This window comes from Gordonia sputi NBRC 100414 (genome assembly GCF_000248055.1).
Lineage (GTDB): Bacteria > Actinomycetota > Actinomycetes > Mycobacteriales > Mycobacteriaceae > Gordonia > Gordonia sputi.
In genome coordinates this window covers 83621-101547 of record NZ_BAFC01000034.1, presented here as the reverse complement: position 1 = coordinate 101547, position 17927 = coordinate 83621, and the positions used below count along the sequence as shown (strand labels likewise).

The window sequence follows — 17927 nt, the reverse complement described above, 5'->3', positions numbered from 1 at the left end:
CCCTCATGACCAAAATGCTCGCCGGCAAGCGTCGTGGTGTGGGTCTTGCGCGCCGAGCGCTGCATCACGCCGATGGGCGGTCGGAGAATCCGGGCGAGTCGTGGAGTCGGGCGCAGATGATCGAGGCGGGTCTGCCCGCGCCGCGCCTGCAGCACACGTTCCGCGACGTCGACGGCGAGCACGTGGCGCGTACCGATTTCGATTGGGGCGGGAGGCTCGTCGGAGAGTTCGACGGCAAGGTGAAGTACGCGAAGCTACTCAAACCAGGGGAAGACGCCACTGAGGTCGTGGTGCGCGAGAAGCGTCGGGAAGACGAACTCCGCGCGATGGGCATCATGGTCGTGCGCTGGACCTGGGACGACCTTCGCGCAGGGAGAGTGACAGCGCTGATTCGACGCTGGCTGGTGACGTTGGCGCTGATCGTCGAACCTGCCAGCGCATGAATGTGTGTCGTATCGAAGGATGTGGGCGCTGCAGCACACACATCCTTCAAGACGACACACATTTACGACGCCGCGCACCGGCCCCGGTGGCCCGTGCAGCGTGACGTTCGGCGCCGGCGCCGGACCGCGGCGTCGCCAGGCGCGCTCAGCGCAGGGAGTCGTAGACCGCCTTCTCGAACTGTTGCGACGCGGCGACGGCGGCAGGGTCGAAGAATGGTAGGAGCTGGGTGGCCCAGAGTCCGCCGATGCCTCTTTGGGCATCGACCCAGAAGTAGAGGTTGGCCAGCCCGGCCCAGCCCATCGAGCCCGCGCTGCGTCCGGTCGGTGCCTGGGAATTGTTTGTCATCGCGATGAGATTCCACCCCTTGTCGACGCCGGGAAAGAAGTCGACGTCGTTGGTCTTGCGTGGGTTGACGCCGGGGAGCGGCGTGATCCCGAGCGCCCCGAGGTGGTTGCGTGTCGCGGCGTCGACCGTTTCCCGGCGGAGGAGCTGTTGCCCCGAGTCGGATCGGCCGCCGCGCAACCAGAAGCGGATGAATGTGAGGAAGTCATCGGCTGTGGAGTAGAGGCCCTGGCCGCCCATATCGAGTTCGGGGTCGTCGGGCGAGGTCGGTGGCCGCAATGCCTTGAGGTGACCGTCGCCGATGCGCACGTGCAGGGTCGCGCTCCGCTCGAGCATCTGTGGTCCGCGTCGAAAAGTGGTGTCGCGCATACCTAGTGGTGTGAGTAGCCGTTCGGTCATGACGTCGCCGAGTCGGCGTCCGGTCGCGCCCTCTATGACCCTGCCCGCCCAGTCGAGGTTCGTCCCGTACTCCCATCGGGTTCCGGGATCGAACATCAGTGGTGCTTGCAGCGATGCCTTGGTCGCGGTCGCGACGTCGGGCAGGCCGAGGTCCGCGACCGCTCGCGCGCAGTCGGCGTCGAAGAAGTCGTAGGCGAATCCTGCTGTGTGAGTGAGTAATTGGCGGGTGGTCACAGGAGTCCGTGGCGCGCGTATCACCGGTGTGTCTCCATCGAACCCGGTGAGGACGCCGATCCCGGAGAGGTCGGGGGCGTACTCGGACGCGGGGGCGTCGAGGTCGAGGAGGGCGTCGAGGTCGAGGAGGGCGTCGTCGACGAGTTGCAGTGCCAACGTTGCGGTCAGCGGTTTGGTCATCGAGAACAGTGCGAGAACGGCATCCGCGGCCAGCGCCTCGTCGGTGCCCGCGGTCCGTGGACCTGCAGCTTTGAGGTAGATCGTGTCGTCGGCGGTGGTCACACCTGCGACGACGCCGGGTAGCGCGCCATCCGCGGGCGCGGCGTCGACTATGTGGTCGAGTGCGGCGGTGTCGAGGTCTGCGTCGTCGGGGGCAGTGCCGTCGAGGTTCATGACGCCAGACCTTCGACGAACGATGCGAGACGTCGGAGTCCTTCGGTGAGATCGGCCGTCGATGCCGCGTATGACAGTCGGACGTGATCATCGGCCGTTGCGACGCCGAAATCCTTTCCGGGAGTGAGTGCTACGTGCGCTTCGGTGAGTGCGCGCTCGCAGAATTCCCACGAGCCCAGTCCGGTGTCGGAGACGTCGATGTACACGTAGAACGCGCCGTCGGGGATGACCGGCACACGCAAGCCCATCGCAGTGAGTGCGTCCAGTACGAGTTGTCGGCGCGAGACGAACTCGCGGCGTCGATCTTCGCATACCGCAAGGGATTCCGGAGTGAAGCAGCTCAGCGCAGCGTACTGTGCCGGCGTGGGTGGGCACACGTAGAAGTTCTGCGCGAGACGCTCGACGACGTCGACCATATCGGGTGGCAGGATGCACCAGCCGAGCCGCCAGCCAGTCATGCCGAAGTACTTCGAAAAGCTGTTCACCACAACAACATCGGGGCCGACGGTGGGGTCGGCGAGGACGCTGCGAGGCGGCCGTCCGTCGGGGCCGGGGTCGGAGAGTCCGAGGTAGATCTCGTCGACGATGCTCCACCCGCCGCGCGCGGCAACGCGGTGGCACAGCTCGACGAGGTCGTCGTAGGGGAGCGACGTGCCGGTCGGGTTCGACGGCGATGCGACGATCACACCGCGTGTGCTCTCCGACCACGCGGCGTCGACGGCGTCCGGGGTGAGCTGGAAGCGCTCGGAGACGCCGGTCGGCACCAAGCTGACCCGCGCGCCGAATGCCTGCGCGAACTGTCGATTGCAGGGATACGACGGATCGCCGAGCAGCACACCGTCGTCCGGATCGATCAGCGCGGCGCATGCGAGAAGCAGCGCCGCCGACGCTCCCGAGGTGACTGCGACCTGCTCCGCCGTGACGCCGTCGGCGCGGAAGTGGTGGCGATAGAAGTCGGCGATGGCCTCACGTAGTTCGGGAAGGCCAAGTGCTCCCGTGTACGTCAGCGGGCGGCCGTCGGAGACTTCTCGGGCTGCCGCGAGAAACGCAGGCGGAGCACCGAAATCGGGTTCGCCGATGCTCAGCCGAATCACCGGGCTGCCCTGCGCTTCGACGGCGGCCGCTCTGCTCGCGAAGTCCATCGCGTAGAACGGTGCGACCTCCTGGGCGCGCTGCGAGATCTTCATTCATCTCATTGTGCGCGACGGCGCTCCGGGGATGTTTCGGGGTGGGGGAGTGATCTCGACTCGGGTGCTCGCTGCGCTCGCGCCCGCTCGATCAGCGAGTGGAGCTGGCTCGATCGGCGGAAGGGCGGTGATCTCGACAAGCTCGATCAGCGAGTGGAGCTAGCTCGATCGGCGGGAGGGTGGCTCGATCAGCGGAACAGGGCCGCTCCCGCTCGGCTGGTTGCCGAGCGGGAGCGAAATGGGTGTGCGCGCCGCGGGTCAGGGGACGTAGTTGAAGGTGTCCGGGTCGGGGCCGCGGCGCTTGTTCTTGTTGAGGCCGTCGATGGCTGCGACGTCGTCGCCGGACAGCTCGAAGTCGAAGATGTCGAAGTTCTCCTCGACGCGCGAGCGGGTGACCGACTTGGGGAAGATGATGTCGCCACGCTGGATGTGCCACCGCAGGGTGACCTGGGCAGTCGACTTACCCTTCTCCTCGGCGATCTTCTGCAGAACCGGGTCGTCGAGGACGTCGCCCTGCGCGATCGGCGACCATGCCTCGGTCGCGATGCCGTGGTCGGCGTTGAATGCCCGCAGATCGTCCTGCGTCAGATAGGGGTGCACCTCGATCTGGTTGACCGCGGGCACGATCTCGGTCTCGGCGAACAGCCGCTCGAGGTGGTGCTTCTGGAAATTCGACACTCCGATAGCTCGCGCCTTGCCGTCGGCGTAGATCTTCTCCAGCGCCTTCCACGTCTCGACGAAATCCCCGACCTCCGGCAGCGGCCAGTGGATCAAGAACAGGTCGACGGCGTCGACGCCGAGGTCGGCGAGCGTCTGGTCGGTGGCCTTGAGCGCGTCGTCGTACGCGTGGAATCCGTTGTTGAGCTTGCTGGTGATGAACACCTGGTCGCGCGGGATGTCGGACCCGTTGACGCCCTCACCGACCTGCTTTTCGTTGCCGTACATCTCGGCGGTGTCGATGTGGCGGTAGCCGACGTCGAGCGCGGTCCGCACGGCGTCGACCGTCTTCTCCGGCTCGATCTGGAACACGCCGAAACCGAGCTGCGGGATCTCGACGCCGTTGTTGAGGGTGATGATTGGGACTGTCATGGAACACCTTTCGCGTCTATGGAACTAGCAGATACATCGCGATTGCCGGGGGACTCCGTGCACGCTCGGTCTGCATGCGCGGCGCCGTGGCCGAGGCCTATCTGGCGAGATAATTCGCTCTAAAGGCGTCAGGGCAGCAATACGAACTTGCCGCGCGGATGCGACGACAAGATGTCGTCGAGTGCCTTGGCGGCCTGGTCCAACGGATACGTCCGGGCGACATCTGTCACCAGAGCGCCCGATGCCGCGTCGGTGATGAGGTCGTCGATTGCGTTGCTGCGGTTCTCTTTGCTCTGCGAAGTGGAACCGTTGATCAGCACGATGCCGTCGTCGCCACGTCCGAACGCCGCGATGCTGACGATGCGGTCGCGGTCGTCGACGAGCGCGAGGGACACGTCGATTGCCTCGTCGGTGCCCACCGTGTCGATCGCCGCCGTGACCGGGTTTTCCGCAGCAGCTTGTACACGCTCGAGAAGGCCGTCGCCGTATGCGACAGGGATGGCCCCGAGTTCGCGCAGATGGTCGTGATTGGCGGGCGCGGCGGTGGCGATGACGGTAGCTCCGATCTTGCGTGCCAACTGCACCGCGACCACGCCGACGGCTCCGGCGCCGCCGTGGATGAGCACGGTGTCGTCGGCGTGCACGCCGGCGGTGGCGATCGCGTCGGCCGCGGTGACACCTGCCAGCAGGAGACTCGCCGCATGTTCGTCATCGAGTCCCGCCGGTTTGCGGTGAACCGACTTCTCATCGACGACGACGTGGTCGGCGTAGGCGCCTGAGATCGGGTAGGCGATGACCTCGTCGCCGACCGCGAAGCCAGGTGTCTGGCCGTCGAGTGGATCGCCGACGGCACGGACGACGCCTGCGAGTTCGTTGCCGATAGGAATGGGAAGTTTCGATTCGTCGGTGCCCATCACTCCGCGCACGGTCTTGGCGTCGGCGGGATTGACGCCGATCGCCGTGACATCGATGACGACTTGTCCTGGGTCGGGGAGTGGCAATTCGGCTTTCACGATCTCGACGACCGTCGAAGGTTCGCCGTATTCGTTGGCCACAGCCTGCCGCGCGGTGACGGCGGCCGACTCGATGTCGAGAGTGTTCTCGTTGGTCGGTGTCTTCGCTGAGTCAGTAGTCGAGGAGTCTGAGTTCGTTGAATCGGCCATAACTGTTTCAAGGCGTAGGCACCGTCGCGCTATTCCGATCCGAAGGTCACCGTCCGGTGTCGATCGCTGTACTCGGACAGCAGCGGATGAGAGAAAGTCTTCTTAAATTGGTAACTGATTAGTTACCATTTGCTGTGTGCAGGACATCTTCGACGCATTGGCAGACCCGGTCCGACGACGCATTCTCGACCACATCGCGACGGCGCCGATGCGCGTGATCGACCTCACGCGTGAATTGTCTACCGAGGCGACGATTTCGCGACCCGCCGTGAGTAGGCACCTGCGGGTGCTCGACGACGCGGGACTTGTCTGCGTCGAGGACAGGGGACGCGAGCGGCTGCATCGATTGCGTCCGGCGGCGCTCGACGAGGTGACGAAGTACGTCGCCTCCCTGACATCGCTCGATCGGCCACAGAGCGAGGTGTTGCCACCGATCAGTCAGCATGCCCTCGATGCGCTCGCCACCGAGGTGTACAGAACCCGCAAAGACTGCGCGAAAGGCGAGCGGTCACTGCGGCGATCCCATGGGAAAGAGGAGGCGGGATGATCCCCGAACCGACGGGACGATACCGAAAACTGAGTGAGCGCAACGTTATCGAGTTCGAACGCGAGTTCCGTGCGTCGATAGAGGACGTGTGGGCTGCGGTCACCGAATCCGACAGGTTGGGGCGATGGTTCGGCACCTATACCGGCGACCCTGAATCCGGTCGGGTCGAACTCGTGATGACCGCCGAAGGCGACGACGTGGCGTCGACTCCATGGAACATCGTCGAGTGCACACCGCCCCGGATTCTGCAGGTGGTGTCGGAAGATGAAGGGCTCGTATGGGATCTGCGCGTCGAATTGAGCGAGGTCGACGGACTCACCACGCTGGTTATGCGGCAGATCTTCGACGACACGGGCAGCGTCGAGACCGTTGGTCCCGGCTGGGAGTACTACCTTGATCGGCTGGTCGCGGTCGTGGTCGGAGCCGGCGTCGAGGACATCGATTTCGACGACTACTATCCGGCGCAAGCCGAGCACTACCGGCGTATCGCCGAGCAGATGACCGACGCTGATTGACTCAGCGCTGAAACCACGCCTCCGAGGTGTCGGCCAGTGCCTTCTCGATGCGCAGCTTCGACGTCTCGGAAAGGCTCGAGGGCAACGCATCTGGTGCGAACCACGCGACATCGGTGTTCTCGTCGTCGGCTGCGCGTGGCGTACCTGCGACGTGGCGGACCAGGAAACACACGTCGAGGTATTGCGTCTGATCGCCGTTGGGATAGGTGACCATCGGAGTGACGTCGACGCTGGTCAATCGAACCACCTCCGCGTCGACGGCGGTCTCCTCGGCGATCTCCCGGATGATCGCTCGTGCCGGCTGTTCTCCCGGTTCGAGCACGCCGGAGACGACTGCCCATTCGGCCGTGTCGGCGCGCTGCGTGAGCAGGATGTGTCCGCGGTCGTCACGGACCACTCCGCTCACACCGGAGAGCCATAGCGGCATATGCCCTACGTGGGAGCGCAGTTCGGTGATGAATCCGGGAATCGGCATGAGGCCATCTTGCCGTGGTCGGTTCGTTTTGTGTCGTAGGTCCTCGGGTCGTGCGGTGGAGTGGCAGGATCGGCTACGAGCCATCCGGGTCGAGCGTGCGGCGGGAACATGCAGGCGAAAGGTGTAATCGATGCGCGGTAAAGGTGTCTTCGTGGTGCTGGTCTGCGTCGGACTGGTCGGGGTTGTGTGGGCGATTGTCGACGTTGTCGATCGCGGTTGGTCGAGTGTTCCGGGTAGCACGTGGGTGTGCGCGGTGCTCGGGCTGGTGCTCGTCGTCTTTGCGCTGTATCGGGAGTTCGGCGGGTCTCCGCTGATCACTGTCGACCACGAGAACATCGCCGAGGAGTACGAGGCGCAGAAGCGCGCCGACGGCCTGGAGGCCAACTGGATCACCAAGCCCGGGTATGCGGACGCACAGACCGACGCTGCACTCGGCCGCGATGAACCGGAGAAGAAGTAGCTGCGACACGGACCTTGTCGAGTATGTGTTCGACGAATCTGTCGGTGGTGGGTGCTTCACTGTGGTGTGCGCGTGTAAGAGCGCATCCGATCGCCGAGATGAGGCATGGCAAAATGAACACCCCTACTACGCACAATGTGTCGCGCGGGCCGTCCGCATCGCCCGGTTGGGCGGAGATGCGGACGTGGCTGATCCGGGAGCTGGGCGCGATGCCGAACGCGGCTGTACTCGATCTCGGACCCGCGGGACTCGACACCACAGTTGCCCCTGACGCCGACGTCGAGTGCGCCCAGTTGCACGTCCTGCACGGCGATGTCTACCTGGTGAGATTGTCGACTGCCCTGATGGAGCGTCCTCGACTTTCCGGCTATTCGGTACCGCGATCGGTGCGCAATCGGTGGCGCCTCGACGACCGCTTCGACGACTGCACCCACGGTTATCTCGTGAGCGCCTCTGCAGAACTCATCGCCGACATCTGCATCGGCTGGTTCCGGGACCGGTGTGCGTGGGGCAATCCGGCATCCCTCGGGTGGAGTTACACCGCGCCGCAGCCGGCTCGGGGATGCCCCTGATCTTTCCCCCAGATCGGTTCCGAACAGGTGATTTCCCTGCAGATCTCGCGCATCGTGGAGTCATGACCACTTCATATGACAGCACCAGCACATCGTCGAACAGCAATAACAACAACGGCTCGGGAATGGGCTTCTGGAAGATCCTGGGGATCGTTGTCGTGGCGCTGATTGCGCTCGCGATCATCGGCCCGGTACTCAAGGGACTCTTCTGGGTCGGGCTCATCGCCCTCGCGATCTACGGCGGCTACATGCTCTTCCGGTCGTCGCGGTCCTCGAGGTCGAGTGGTGGTTCATCGGGCTTCTGAGGACGGCAAACGATCACCAGCGAATTCGCTAGCGCGACAGCATGATTCAGTTCAGCGGATTCGGTGAGGTGTGGGACGTCCAACTCCGGCGCGAGATGGTCACCAGGTTTGTTACGTGCGTACCATTGTCCGGTGTCCGTTGACAGCGATGCCGTACCGGTGACCCGGCTCCTCGTGCAGACCGGCCCGGATGCGCCCGACCCAGCCGTGATGAGCGAGTCGACCACGCTCGCCGAACCGATCCACCCACCAGGGGCCGCACAGGACTCCGAAACGACCGGGTCCGCGGACCCCGCCGAGTGCCCAGACGACTCGGCGGGGATCGCCGACTCGACTGGGATTGCTGCCGGCTTTGCCGACCAGTCCGATTTCGGTGCCGTCACAGGCGAAATCGATACGCGAACGGGCGAGTTCTTCACCCGGATGAATCGTCGTGATCGGCCCGGAGCCACGTCGACCCGCCTGGGTGGACACAGCGCGCACAGTCCGCGCAGCGCCGGCGCGGCACGGCGTCGACGATCAAGCGAAGCTGCGCGGGCGGTGGATGCCCCGGTGCCGATTCTCGACCGACTCACCCGCATGGCGGTCTCCGCGCATCGGGTCACCGATCCGATGTCGGTGCCCGGCGAGATCACCATCGACCTCGACGACGCCTGGCAGGCCGCACAGTCGCCGGGATGTCTGCGCCTATTCGTCGCGGGAAACGGTTGTGAAGGCACCATCGCGATCGTGCTCACCCGGTTCATCGTCGACCATCACACCGACCTCGGTGCACTTCTCGACCATGCGCCCGTCGAGGCCCGCGCCCTGCCGGGCTGGGACGAAGACGACGTCGTCACCACTGCTCGGGGATTCCGGACGGAGGGTGCGTCGCTGCAGACGGGGACGTACCTCGATCTCGGCGAGCGCAGGTTCTGCGCACTGCGATACGAGGTCTTTGCGCGCGGGAACGTCGCGTACCTGGTCCACACGACCGGCATTGTGCCGCTGCGCGAAGGGCGCGAGCTGTGTCGTGAGGTCGTGGCCGCGGTCAGCAGCGTGGGGCTCGACGACTGAGCTTGGGGTAGTTGAGGTTTCGAGGTGACGCCCGGGGTGGACCAACGAGGGGGAGAGCAATGGTGAGTCGTGCCGATCGCGTCGTCGACTTGGAGTCGGTACTCGCTGCGGAAGCCGAGTTCGTCGACGATCCGACCGACCAGGGGTGGCTGACCGCGACAGCTGCGGGTGAACGGGTCTACGTGCGGATGGGCGATTTTCCCGACGAGGATCTCTGGTCACTCTGGCTCGGTGACGGTCGGTGGATGGAGTTCACCGTGCCTCCTGCTCGCTGGAACCTGCGTGTCCGCGCCGCCCGCTGGTCGGCCGACGCCCGAGAACGGCTCCCGAAGAACGAGTTCCACGACTGAGGGTGGTCTCGACAAGCTGGACCAGCGGGGGAAGCTCGAGGAGCGGCCCCCACTCCGGCCTAAATGTGTGTCGAACGTAAAGATGTGGGTGCTGCAGCACCCACATCCTCACAAACGACACACATCTACCGAGCCAGGGGCGTGGTCTCGACAAGCTCGACCAGCGGATCGGGCTCGACCAGCGGGCGTGAGCTCGATCCCTCCGGATGTGGCTCGACCAGCGGTGGTCTCGACAAGCTCGACCAGCGGACCAGCGGCGGCGCCGTCAGGAACGGCGCGACGAGTCGGGAGTCACCAGCTCGCCGGGCATCTCGCTCGCGTCGGCGGCGACGGCGGCGAGTTCTTCACCGAGTGATTCGGCAGGCAGATGCGACTCTGCGGCGGCACCGTCGACCGTCTCGACCTTCATCTTCTTGCTGCCGGTGAACAGCGATGCGATCGCGCCGATCACGCAGCAGATCATGGCGAAGGTGAACGCGGCGGTGAGGCCGTCGGAGAACGGATCGCTGATCAGGTGCGGGAAGAAGTTGAGCCCGGTGAGGTGATCGGCGCTGGCCTGCGGCAAGCCCTCCAATGCCTTTCCGCCCACCTCCTTGATCGGGTTGTAGCCGAGGAATGCCGCGAACAGGATGCCGACCGTCGGCAGGTGCGCGATCCCGTTGGCAGCCTCCGAAGGCATGCCGTTGGACGTGAGTCCGCTGTACATGGCCGTCGGCAGGTGCTGGCTCAGACCCGCGATCATCAGCGAGAAGAACAGGCCGATCGACAACACCATCGCGGCATTCTGGAACGTCGTCATCATGCCCGCGCCGGAACCACGAGACGTGATCGGAAGACTGTTCATGACCTCCGCTCGGTTCGGCGAGGCGAACAAGCCCATGCCGACGCCGTTGATCAGCAGAATCAACGCGAACACCCAGTAGTCGAAGTCGACCGGGATCGCGATCAGTGCCGCGAAGGTGCCTGCGGTGATGAGCATTCCGAGCGTGGTGAACCACTTGGTACCCAGCTTGTCGCTGAGCGCGCCCGAAACCGGTGCGCTGAGGAGGAAGCCGATGGTCATCGGAACCATGTAGATACCCGCCCACAGCGGGGTGCGGCTGTAGTCGTAGCCGTGCTGCGGTAGCCAGATTCCCTGCAGCCAGATGATGAGCAGGAACTGCAGACCACCACGACCAATCGACGCCATCAGATTGGCGAGGTTGCCGAACGCGAAGGAGCGGTTCTTGAACAGCGAGTGTTCAAAGAGCGGGCTCGCGACCTTGGTCTCGATCAGCACGAAGATCGCCAGGACGAGCGCGCCGCCGATGAGTCCGGTGAGCACCCAGGGGTTGCCCCATCCCATGTTCGAGCCGTTGTAGGGCTGGATGCCGTAGGTGATGGCGATGAGGATCGCGACCAGACCGACGGCGAAGGTCACGTTGCCCCACCAGTCCATCTTCGAGTGCTTGCGGACACCCGTGTCGCGCAGCTTCAGGTACGCCCAGATGGTTCCGACGACGCCGAAGGGCACTGAGACCAGGAAGATGTAATGCCACTGGATCGGCGCGAGCAGACCACCGACGAGCAGGCCGAGGAACGAGCCGGCGATAGCGGCGACACCGTTGATGCCCATTGCCAGACCACGCTGGTTCGGCGGGAAGGCGTCGGTGAGGATGGCCGACGAGTTGGCCATCAGGAATGCTCCTCCGACGCCCTGGATGATGCGCCAGAAGATCAGCCAGATAGCTGCCTCGCTGCCGTCGAACCAGGTGATCGCCAACAGGATCGACGAGACGGTGAAGATGGCGAAGCCCATGTTGTACATCCGCGCACGGCCGAACATGTCGCCGAGCCGGCCGAAGCTCACCACCAGCACTGCGGTGACGACGAGGAATCCCATCATCATCCACAGCAGGTAGCTGGTGTTCTCGGGGAGAAGCGGATTGAGGTTGATGCCCTTGAAGATGTCAGGGAGTGCGATGAGCACGATCGACGAGTTGATCGTCGCGATGAGCATGCCGAGCGTCGTGTTCGACAGCGCGATCCACTTGTAGTGGGGATCGTGAGCGGGAGCCTGTGCCGGTTGGGTGGACCCGGCGCCGTTAACCGCAGTGGTCATGTGAATCCTTTTGCAAAGTCAGTGAATAAAGAAAGTCGTCAGTGGAGGTGTCTGGTGGTGGAGATGGTGGGGGCACTCCGCGGAGCAGGTGATCCCGTCAGGTCGAGATCTCCTCTGCCAGCGCGTCGGCGAGGTCTTCGATGGCCGCATGGACGCGCTCTCGCTGCTGTGAATCGAGCCGCTCCATCGCGGCTCCGAGTAACTGGGCTTTTTTGGTACGTGCGTGCGTGATCACATCCGCCCCTTCGGGGGTTGCCACCAGGAGGCGCGCGCGACCGTCCTCGGGATCGGGTGTCCTGGTCACGTACCCGAGTTGCTCGAGGCTCGCGACGAGGCGTGAGATCGTCGGCAACGCCACCGACTCGCGCTCGGCAAGTGCCGACATGCGCAGCGGGCCGTGCGCGTTGATCGTCCACAGCGCCGATGCTGTTCCGACGCTGAGGTTGCCGGTTCCACTGGTGCGAAGTGCGCGGGTGACGCGAACCAGATGATGGTGCAGCACCGCGACGTCGTTGGTGCCTGTCCCGTCGAGCGACGTGGAGACGAGCGAAGTGGAGTCGGACAGGGTGATCACCTTCTCTATTGGTCGTGCTCGATTGGTCGAACTTGTCGATAACTGTGTTGTTTTCCGGGCTACGAATGCCCTGATGACGAGAAGTCGGTCAAGGGACCCAGACACCATCAATATAGTTGCTTGTTGCTAAGTAATCGAATCGTAAACTCGGCGAAGGGTGTTCGCCCGAGGGCGTCTGTTCTTCGGGAGGGATGAGCCGTCAGCGTCGGTACGTTGGATGTGGCGACCCATTCACCGACGAATCGAGGACTCTCATGACCCAGGTGATCATCATCGGCGGACACGGCAAGATCGCACTGCGACTGGCCAAGATCTTGAGCGACAGGGGAGACAAGGTCACCTCCGTCATTCGTAACGACGCCCAGTCCGACGACGTCTCGGCGACCGGCGCGGAGCCGCTGCTCGCAGATGTGGAGAAGCTCGACACAGCCGGCCTCGCCTCGGTCCTGGCGGGACAGGACGTCGTGGTGTGGTCGGCAGGTGCTGGTGGTGGAAGTCCAGAACGCACCTACGCCGTCGACCGCGATGCGGCCATCCGGTCGATGGATGCGGCGAAAGCGGCAGGCGTCGACCGATACATCATGGTTTCGTACTTCGGCGCCGGACCCGATCACGGTGTGCCGGAAGGTGATTCGTTCTACGCGTACGCGGAATCGAAGGCCGAGGCCGACGAGTATCTGAAGAAGACCGACCTGGAGTGGACGATTCTCGGACCGAGTGGACTCACGGACGACCCGGGCACCGGCCGCATCGACGTCACGCACAAGGGAGACTGGACGAAGGGGCACACCAGCCGCGACAACGTCGCGCAGGTCGCGGCGGCCGTGATCGTCGAGCCGTCGACCATCGGCACGTTCATCGAGTTCAACGACGGCTCCACGCCGATCGCGGAGGCCATCAAGCCCGCATAATCGAGTGGTGACCCCCGGCCTCGGTGACCCAGTGAGTGGCAGACTCAACGCCCTCGGCAGACTCGGCGACATCGTCGGGTCGTCGCACGTCCTCACCGACGCCGATGCGATGGCCGGTTACCTCACCGACTGGACCGGTCGCTGGACCGGCAGCGCCGTCGCGGTTGTCAGACCCCGCACCACCGAGGAGGTGGCCGCGGTCGTCGGGCTGTGCGCCGACGAAGGTATCGCGATCTGTCCACAGGGCGGCAATACCGGGCTTGTCGGCGGGTCGATCCCTCCCGCCGACACGTCGACTCCGGCGATAGTGCTGTCGACCGCACGTATGACCGACATCGACGAGATCGACACGGTCGGTCGCAGCGTCGGCGTGCAGGCAGGGGTGACGCTTGCGGCACTCGATGCGCGGGCGTCGAGTGTGGGTCTCCGGTTCGGCGTCGACCTCGCGTCGCGCGAGTCGGCAACGCTCGGCGGAATGGTGGCGACCAATGCGGGCGGCACCCGAATGATCCGGCATGGCAACACCCGCAGTCAGCTACTCGGGATCGAGGCCGTGCGCGCAGATGGACAGATCCTGCGCCGCTGGCGCAGTCTCGTGAAAGACAATGTGGGATACGACATTCCGGGCCTGCTCGCGGGGAGCGAGGGAACCCTGGCCGTCATCACGCGCGTGCTCGTCCGCCTGGTTCCGACGACCGGAGCGACCGTCGTATTCGTCGCCGCCATCGACGACGTATCGGTTGCACTCGCGCTGATCGACGCCGTCTCCGATGCCGGCCTGACCACAGAGGCCGCGGAAATCATGACCCAGGCGGGTGTCGACCTGGTGCACGAGCACGGAGTCCGACGGCCCGTGTCGAACCCTGCGCAGTTCTATGTCCTCCTGGAGGTCTCGGGTCCGCACGACGCGGAAGACGTTGTGCTGCAGGTGCTCGACGATCCGGCGGGCGTCGTCGACGCGGTCGTGGAACCGGGGCCTGCGCGCGATCTGTGGCTCGTGCGTGAGAGTCATACCGAATCCATTGCGCGGTCGACGACGACGCCGGTGGTCAAGCTCGACGTCTCGGTTCCGCTGCGGGAATTGCCGGTGGCCTTCGATGAGCTCGCCGCCATCGCTGATGACGATTGTTGGCCAATACTTTTCGGGCACGTGGGCGACGGGAACATCCACGTGAACCTGCTCGACGTCGCTGAGGAATCGGTGGAGTCGTTGAGTGACAAGGTGTTTCGAATTGTCTCCGCCCACGGCGGCAGCATCAGCGCGGAACACGGAATCGGCCGCGCGAAAGTCGCCTGGACCGGACTCGGCCGATCGGCAGTCGACCTCGACACGATGAGGGCGATCAAGGCTGCGCTCGATCCGTCGGGGCTTCTCAACCCGGGAGTTCTCTTCGGGTAGCGACCGCAACGCGCGGAACGCCCGCATTAGCGCCGACCACCTCGAACCCGCGATGCGAGCGTCGACACACTCGGTTATCCAACTTCTGACCGACCACATGACCGGTCCTGCGCCCACCCTTGACCCTTATGCTCAATCTCGAATTTCAGATCAAATTGAGTCAATTCACGGGAGAAGCAGTGCGCAACAGACTTCGTAGTCGTCTGATTCGTTCACGTCGCATCGGGTCGACGGTCGTCACGGCAGTGTCTGCGGCGCTCCTGGCCGCAGCGCTTCTCGCGCCGACGGCGGATGCGGCGACAAGCGTCGGTGCAGACCCCGTGGATAGCGGTCCCGTACAGTCCAACTTCCGTGCGGCGGCACGATTCTCGAATCCCGAAGCGAATCCACCGGGCGCGAACAACTGGGCCTGTCGACCATCTGCTGCCCATCCGCGTCCCGTCGTTCTGGTGCATGGGACCTGGGAATCGGCGTATCAGACCTGGGCAGGTTTTGCGCCGGTGCTTGCGAGGCACGGATTCTGCGTCTTCGCACCGAACCTCGGAATCCTGTCGGCAAGCGATGGTGGCGGAATACCCGCACGGCAGCACGGCGGCGAGTACGGCGCGGGCCACGTCGACGAGTCGTCGGCACAGCTTGGTGCGTTCGTTGATCGGGTGCTGCGGGCGACCGGTGCGCGCCAGGTCGATCTCGTCGGACACTCTCAGGGCGGTGTCATCGCGCGCGGCTACCTGAAGTTCCACGGTGGTGCGGATGTGTCGAATCCTCAGCGCAACAAGGTGTCTCACGTGGTGACGATGGTCGCGACGAATCATGGTACGACGATGAACGGATTGGTCGGTCTCGAGAACGATCTACAGGCAGTGGGCATCGACGTAAGCTCCGAGGTCGGCGCAGCGTCGGGCCCCGCCGGTGCGGATCAGCAGGTGGGGTCGGCGTTCATCACTCGACTCAACCGCGGCGGTGACACTCTGCCGGGAATCGGCTACACGGTGCTCACCACGATCTACGACGAGGTCTCCACGCCGTACACGGCGACATTTCTGACGGCTGGTCCCGGTGCCCGCGTCGAGAACACCGTGATCCAGAACGGCTGCGCAGGCGACCATACCGAGCACACCGACTTCACCTACTCGCCGCGAGCACAGTCGCTGACGCTGCGCGGCCTCGGCGCCGATGTCCCCGTGGTGTGCGTCGCACGGTGACGGCCGGGGGGATCATGCCCAGTTGAGATCATCGTGATTCTTGGTCTGGGCTCATCGGCGTGGTGGTGCGTAGCGTCGAACAACCGTGACTGCGACTCCCACGACCTCATCTGATCCGCTCGCCGGATCGGCGAACGCCGCGAGCACGCCGAACGCTGCGAGCGCAGAGCCGCGGACAGACGAGACCGATGGCGAGCGGCGTCGGCGGCTGCGCACTGTCGCGGTGGCGAGTCTGCTCGGGACGACCGTCGAGTGGTACGACTTCTTTCTGTACGCGACCGCGGCGAGTCTGGTCTTCAACACGGTGTTCTTCCCGCACCAGAGCGGATTCGTCGGCACTCTGCTCACGTTCGCGACCTTCGCCGTGGGGTTCGTGGTGCGTCCGATCGGCGGCGTCGTGTTCGGTCACATCGGTGACCGGATCGGCCGGAAGAAGACGCTGGCGTTGACGATGGTGATGATGGGCCTCGCGACCGCACTGATGGGCGTGCTGCCCACGGCCGCGCAGGTCGGGATCGTCGCGCCGATCCTGCTCCTGGTGCTCCGCGTCGTACAGGGGTTCGCGCTCGGCGGGGAGTGGGCGGGTGCGGTGCTGCTCGCCGTCGAGCACAGTCCGCGGGGGCGTCGAGGCTTCTTCGGTTCGATTCCGCAGATCGGTCTGGCGCTCGGCCTCGCACTGGGCACGGCGATGTTCGCGCTGTTGCAGGTGGTTTTCGACGACGACGCGTTCCTCGCCTATGGATGGCGCATCGCCTTCCTCGGCAGCATCGTGTTGGTGGTCATCGGGTTCGTGGTGCGCCTGAAGGTCGACGAGACGCCCGCCTTCCGGGAGGTCGACGAACTCTCCCAGAAGTCGTCCGCGCCACTCAAGGAGGTGGTGCGCCGACCGTATACGCGCAACACCGTGCTCGGGCTGCTCGCTCGCTGGGGTGAGGGGTCGGCATTCAACACCTGGGGTGTGTTCGCGATCGCCTATGCGACAACACAACTCGATCTGCCCAAGGTCTCGGTGCTGATCTCGGTGACAATCGCCTCTCTGGTGATGGCCGTGCTGCTACCGGTATCGGGTGTACTGACCGACCGGTTCGGTCCCAAGCGCGTGTACCTGGCGGGCATGATCGCCTACTCGCTCGCGGTGTACCCGGTGTTCGCGCTCTTCGGCACCGCCGACCTCATCTGGTTCACCGTGGGACTCGTGGCGGTGTTCGGCGTCGTGCACGCCCTGTTCTATGGCGCGCAGGGCACGCTGTTCGCGAGCCTGTATCCGACGCCGGTCCGCTACACCGGGCTGTCGGTGGTGTATCAGTTCTCCGGCATCTACGCGTCGGGTCTCACGCCGCTCATCCTGACCGCGCTGCTCGGCGCGGCGGGTGGCACGCCGTGGCTGGCCGCGGGCTACCTGGTGCTGACCGGACTGATCAGCGTCGTCGCCACCTCGCTGATCCGCCGCAGCGATCAGTTCTTCTGATCGCCTTCTTCTGATAGCTGCGGCGGTGCCGCGACTGATCACCGCGGCGGTGCCGCGACTGATCACAGCGGCGGTGCCGCGACTGATCACAGCGCCGCGAGAACCTCCGAGGATTCGACGGGCAGCGAGAACATCGGATAGTCGAACGAGATGGCGTTCTCGTGTTCGGCCGGCGACGTCGCGGCGGTGCAGTCGGTCAGCGTGATGACGCGGTAGCCGTTCTCGTAGCCCGATCGCATCGTCGACTCGACGCAGCAGTTGGTGAGGAATCCGGCGAGGATGATCGTCTCGATTCCCTTGCTGCGCAGGATGAAATCGATGTTGGTGCTCGCGAAGGTGTCGAGGCCGCGCTTGCCCTCGATGAGGATGTCACCTTCTGTCGGGGTGAGATCGTCGACGATCGCGGCACCCCACGTGCCCTTCACGAAGGCGTTGCCGTCGACGACGCCCTTGAGGATTCCGTACGGGTGCCGTGTCAGTTCGCCGTAGCCCGGCGCGAAGGTGATGGGTGCGTGCATGATCGTCACGCCTGCGGCACGGGCCTTGTCGACGAGTGTGACGGTGTTGGACAGCATCCCCGTCGAGTCCATGACCTCGGCGACGGCGTCGTGCAGAACGCCTCCGTCGCTGGTGAACTCGTTCTGGTACTCGATGAGCACCAGTGCGGTGGTTGCGGGGTCGAGGGTGAGCGTGTCGTCGGCCATGAGTACTCCCAGTGTGCAGTGATCGGGGTCACAA

At 64.7% G+C, this 17927-nt stretch carries 19 protein-coding genes and 1 pseudogene; 12 read left to right on the top strand and 8 right to left on the bottom strand.

From position 1 onward, the window contains the following. Positions 1–443 (top strand): annotated as a pseudogene (locus GOSPT_RS05255) (hypothetical protein); the annotation flags it as partial. Positions 444–588: 145 nt separating this feature from the next. Here GOSPT_RS05255 and GOSPT_RS05250 read toward each other — a convergent pair. From GOSPT_RS05250 to GOSPT_RS05235, 4 genes are all read right to left on the bottom strand, one after another. Continuing rightward, positions 589–1812, bottom strand: coding sequence for a serine hydrolase domain-containing protein (locus tag GOSPT_RS05250; RefSeq protein ID WP_005203755.1), 1224 nt, complete (start codon positions 1810–1812; stop codon positions 589–591). After that, positions 1809–2999: an aminotransferase class I/II-fold pyridoxal phosphate-dependent enzyme gene (locus GOSPT_RS05245; protein WP_005203753.1), complete on the bottom strand. Its 1191-nt coding sequence runs from the start codon at positions 2997–2999 to the stop codon at positions 1809–1811. Before GOSPT_RS05245 ends, GOSPT_RS05250 begins: the two co-directional genes overlap by 4 nt. Before the next feature lie 258 nt (positions 3000–3257). Continuing rightward, positions 3258–4088: an aldo/keto reductase gene (locus tag GOSPT_RS05240; protein WP_005203752.1), complete on the bottom strand. Its 831-nt coding sequence runs from the start codon at positions 4086–4088 to the stop codon at positions 3258–3260. Positions 4089–4216: 128 nt separating this feature from the next. Continuing rightward, positions 4217–5251 (bottom strand): NADP-dependent oxidoreductase, encoded by a 1035-nt coding sequence (locus GOSPT_RS05235; protein ID WP_005203750.1) that lies wholly within the window; start codon positions 5249–5251, stop codon positions 4217–4219. Positions 5252–5387: 136 nt separating this feature from the next. Here GOSPT_RS05235 and GOSPT_RS05230 point away from each other — a divergent pair, with 136 nt between their 5' ends. Together GOSPT_RS05230 and GOSPT_RS05225 are read left to right on the top strand one after the other, a co-directional pair. Then, on the top strand, positions 5388–5798 hold the full coding sequence (locus GOSPT_RS05230; RefSeq protein ID WP_005203748.1) for an ArsR/SmtB family transcription factor: 411 nt from the start codon (positions 5388–5390) through the stop codon (positions 5796–5798). Next, a complete protein-coding gene (locus GOSPT_RS05225) occupies positions 5795–6313 on the top strand; it encodes an SRPBCC family protein (RefSeq protein WP_005203746.1) in 519 nt (172 codons plus the stop codon). Before GOSPT_RS05230 ends, GOSPT_RS05225 begins: the two co-directional genes overlap by 4 nt. A gap of 1 nt (position 6314) precedes the next feature. On the opposite strand, the gene GOSPT_RS05220 is transcribed toward GOSPT_RS05225, so the two are convergent. Continuing rightward, positions 6315–6788 (bottom strand): NUDIX hydrolase, encoded by a 474-nt coding sequence (locus GOSPT_RS05220; RefSeq protein WP_005203743.1) that lies wholly within the window; start codon positions 6786–6788, stop codon positions 6315–6317. Positions 6789–6918: 130 nt separating this feature from the next. On the opposite strand from GOSPT_RS05220, the gene GOSPT_RS05215 reads away from it, so the two are divergent. From GOSPT_RS05215 to GOSPT_RS05195, 5 genes are all read left to right on the top strand, one after another. Beyond that, positions 6919–7248, top strand: a complete 330-nt coding sequence (locus GOSPT_RS05215) for a hypothetical protein (protein WP_005203742.1) — start codon at positions 6919–6921, stop codon at positions 7246–7248. Between the two features lie 113 nt (positions 7249–7361). Next, positions 7362–7820 (top strand): hypothetical protein, encoded by a 459-nt coding sequence (locus GOSPT_RS05210; protein ID WP_005203740.1) that lies wholly within the window; start codon positions 7362–7364, stop codon positions 7818–7820. A gap of 62 nt (positions 7821–7882) precedes the next feature. Further along, the gene (locus tag GOSPT_RS05205) at positions 7883–8125 is read left to right on the top strand and encodes a hypothetical protein (RefSeq protein ID WP_039854792.1); all 243 of its coding nucleotides are present in this window, start codon (positions 7883–7885) and stop codon (positions 8123–8125) included. 132 nt (positions 8126–8257) lie between these two features. Beyond that, complete coding sequence (locus GOSPT_RS05200; RefSeq protein WP_039854790.1) at positions 8258–9181, top strand: LpqN/LpqT family lipoprotein; 924 nt, start codon at positions 8258–8260, stop codon at positions 9179–9181. 59 nt (positions 9182–9240) lie between these two features. Next, positions 9241–9531: a hypothetical protein gene (locus GOSPT_RS05195; RefSeq protein ID WP_005203734.1), complete on the top strand. Its 291-nt coding sequence runs from the start codon at positions 9241–9243 to the stop codon at positions 9529–9531. 265 nt (positions 9532–9796) lie between these two features. On the opposite strand, the gene GOSPT_RS05190 is transcribed toward GOSPT_RS05195, so the two are convergent. Next, positions 9797–11632 (bottom strand): MFS transporter, encoded by a 1836-nt coding sequence (locus tag GOSPT_RS05190; protein ID WP_005203731.1) that lies wholly within the window; start codon positions 11630–11632, stop codon positions 9797–9799. A 97-nt stretch (positions 11633–11729) separates the two neighbouring features. Further along, entirely contained in the window at positions 11730–12206 is a 477-nt protein-coding gene (locus GOSPT_RS05185) for a MarR family winged helix-turn-helix transcriptional regulator (RefSeq protein ID WP_005203729.1), read from the bottom strand. 254 nt (positions 12207–12460) lie between these two features. Here GOSPT_RS05185 and GOSPT_RS05180 point away from each other — a divergent pair, with 254 nt between their 5' ends. The 4 genes from GOSPT_RS05180 to GOSPT_RS05165 all read left to right on the top strand — a co-directional run bounded on the left by GOSPT_RS05180 (position 12461) and on the right by GOSPT_RS05165 (position 17189). Continuing rightward, positions 12461–13117, top strand: coding sequence for an SDR family oxidoreductase (locus GOSPT_RS05180; protein WP_005203727.1), 657 nt, complete (start codon positions 12461–12463; stop codon positions 13115–13117). A gap of 31 nt (positions 13118–13148) precedes the next feature. Beyond that, complete coding sequence (locus tag GOSPT_RS05175) at positions 13149–14516, top strand: FAD-binding oxidoreductase (protein ID WP_039854787.1); 1368 nt, start codon at positions 13149–13151, stop codon at positions 14514–14516. A gap of 179 nt (positions 14517–14695) precedes the next feature. Then, positions 14696–15721, top strand: coding sequence for an esterase/lipase family protein (locus tag GOSPT_RS05170; RefSeq protein WP_245548693.1), 1026 nt, complete (start codon positions 14696–14698; stop codon positions 15719–15721). Between the two features lie 85 nt (positions 15722–15806). Then, complete coding sequence (locus tag GOSPT_RS05165; protein ID WP_005203721.1) at positions 15807–17189, top strand: MFS transporter; 1383 nt, start codon at positions 15807–15809, stop codon at positions 17187–17189. Positions 17190–17275: 86 nt separating this feature from the next. Here GOSPT_RS05165 and GOSPT_RS05160 read toward each other — a convergent pair whose 3' ends face one another. Then, positions 17276–17893 (bottom strand): cysteine hydrolase family protein, encoded by a 618-nt coding sequence (locus tag GOSPT_RS05160; protein ID WP_005203718.1) that lies wholly within the window; start codon positions 17891–17893, stop codon positions 17276–17278. Between the last annotated feature and the right edge of the window lie 34 nt (positions 17894–17927).

Excerpts from the sequence above, each read along its gene's own strand:
- GOSPT_RS05250 (WP_005203755.1), bottom strand. The coding sequence starts at position 1,812 with ATGAACCTCGACGGCACTGCCCCCGACGACGCAGACCTCGACACCGCC.
- GOSPT_RS05245 (WP_005203753.1), bottom strand. The coding sequence starts at position 2,999 with ATGAAGATCTCGCAGCGCGCCCAGGAGGTCGCACCGTTCTACGCGATG.
- GOSPT_RS05240 (WP_005203752.1), bottom strand. The coding sequence starts at position 4,088 with ATGACAGTCCCAATCATCACCCTCAACAACGGCGTCGAGATCCCGCAG.
- GOSPT_RS05235 (WP_005203750.1), bottom strand. The coding sequence starts at position 5,251 with ATGGCCGATTCAACGAACTCAGACTCCTCGACTACTGACTCAGCGAAG.
- GOSPT_RS05225 (WP_005203746.1), top strand. The coding sequence starts at position 5,795 with ATGATCCCCGAACCGACGGGACGATACCGAAAACTGAGTGAGCGCAAC.
- GOSPT_RS05220 (WP_005203743.1), bottom strand. The coding sequence starts at position 6,788 with ATGCCGATTCCCGGATTCATCACCGAACTGCGCTCCCACGTAGGGCAT.
- GOSPT_RS05215 (WP_005203742.1), top strand. The coding sequence starts at position 6,919 with ATGCGCGGTAAAGGTGTCTTCGTGGTGCTGGTCTGCGTCGGACTGGTC.
- GOSPT_RS05210 (WP_005203740.1), top strand. The coding sequence starts at position 7,362 with ATGAACACCCCTACTACGCACAATGTGTCGCGCGGGCCGTCCGCATCG.
- GOSPT_RS05205 (WP_039854792.1), top strand. The coding sequence starts at position 7,883 with ATGACCACTTCATATGACAGCACCAGCACATCGTCGAACAGCAATAAC.
- GOSPT_RS05195 (WP_005203734.1), top strand. The coding sequence starts at position 9,241 with ATGGTGAGTCGTGCCGATCGCGTCGTCGACTTGGAGTCGGTACTCGCT.
- GOSPT_RS05190 (WP_005203731.1), bottom strand. The coding sequence starts at position 11,632 with ATGACCACTGCGGTTAACGGCGCCGGGTCCACCCAACCGGCACAGGCT.
- GOSPT_RS05180 (WP_005203727.1), top strand. The coding sequence starts at position 12,461 with ATGACCCAGGTGATCATCATCGGCGGACACGGCAAGATCGCACTGCGA.
- GOSPT_RS05160 (WP_005203718.1), bottom strand. The coding sequence starts at position 17,893 with ATGGCCGACGACACGCTCACCCTCGACCCCGCAACCACCGCACTGGTG.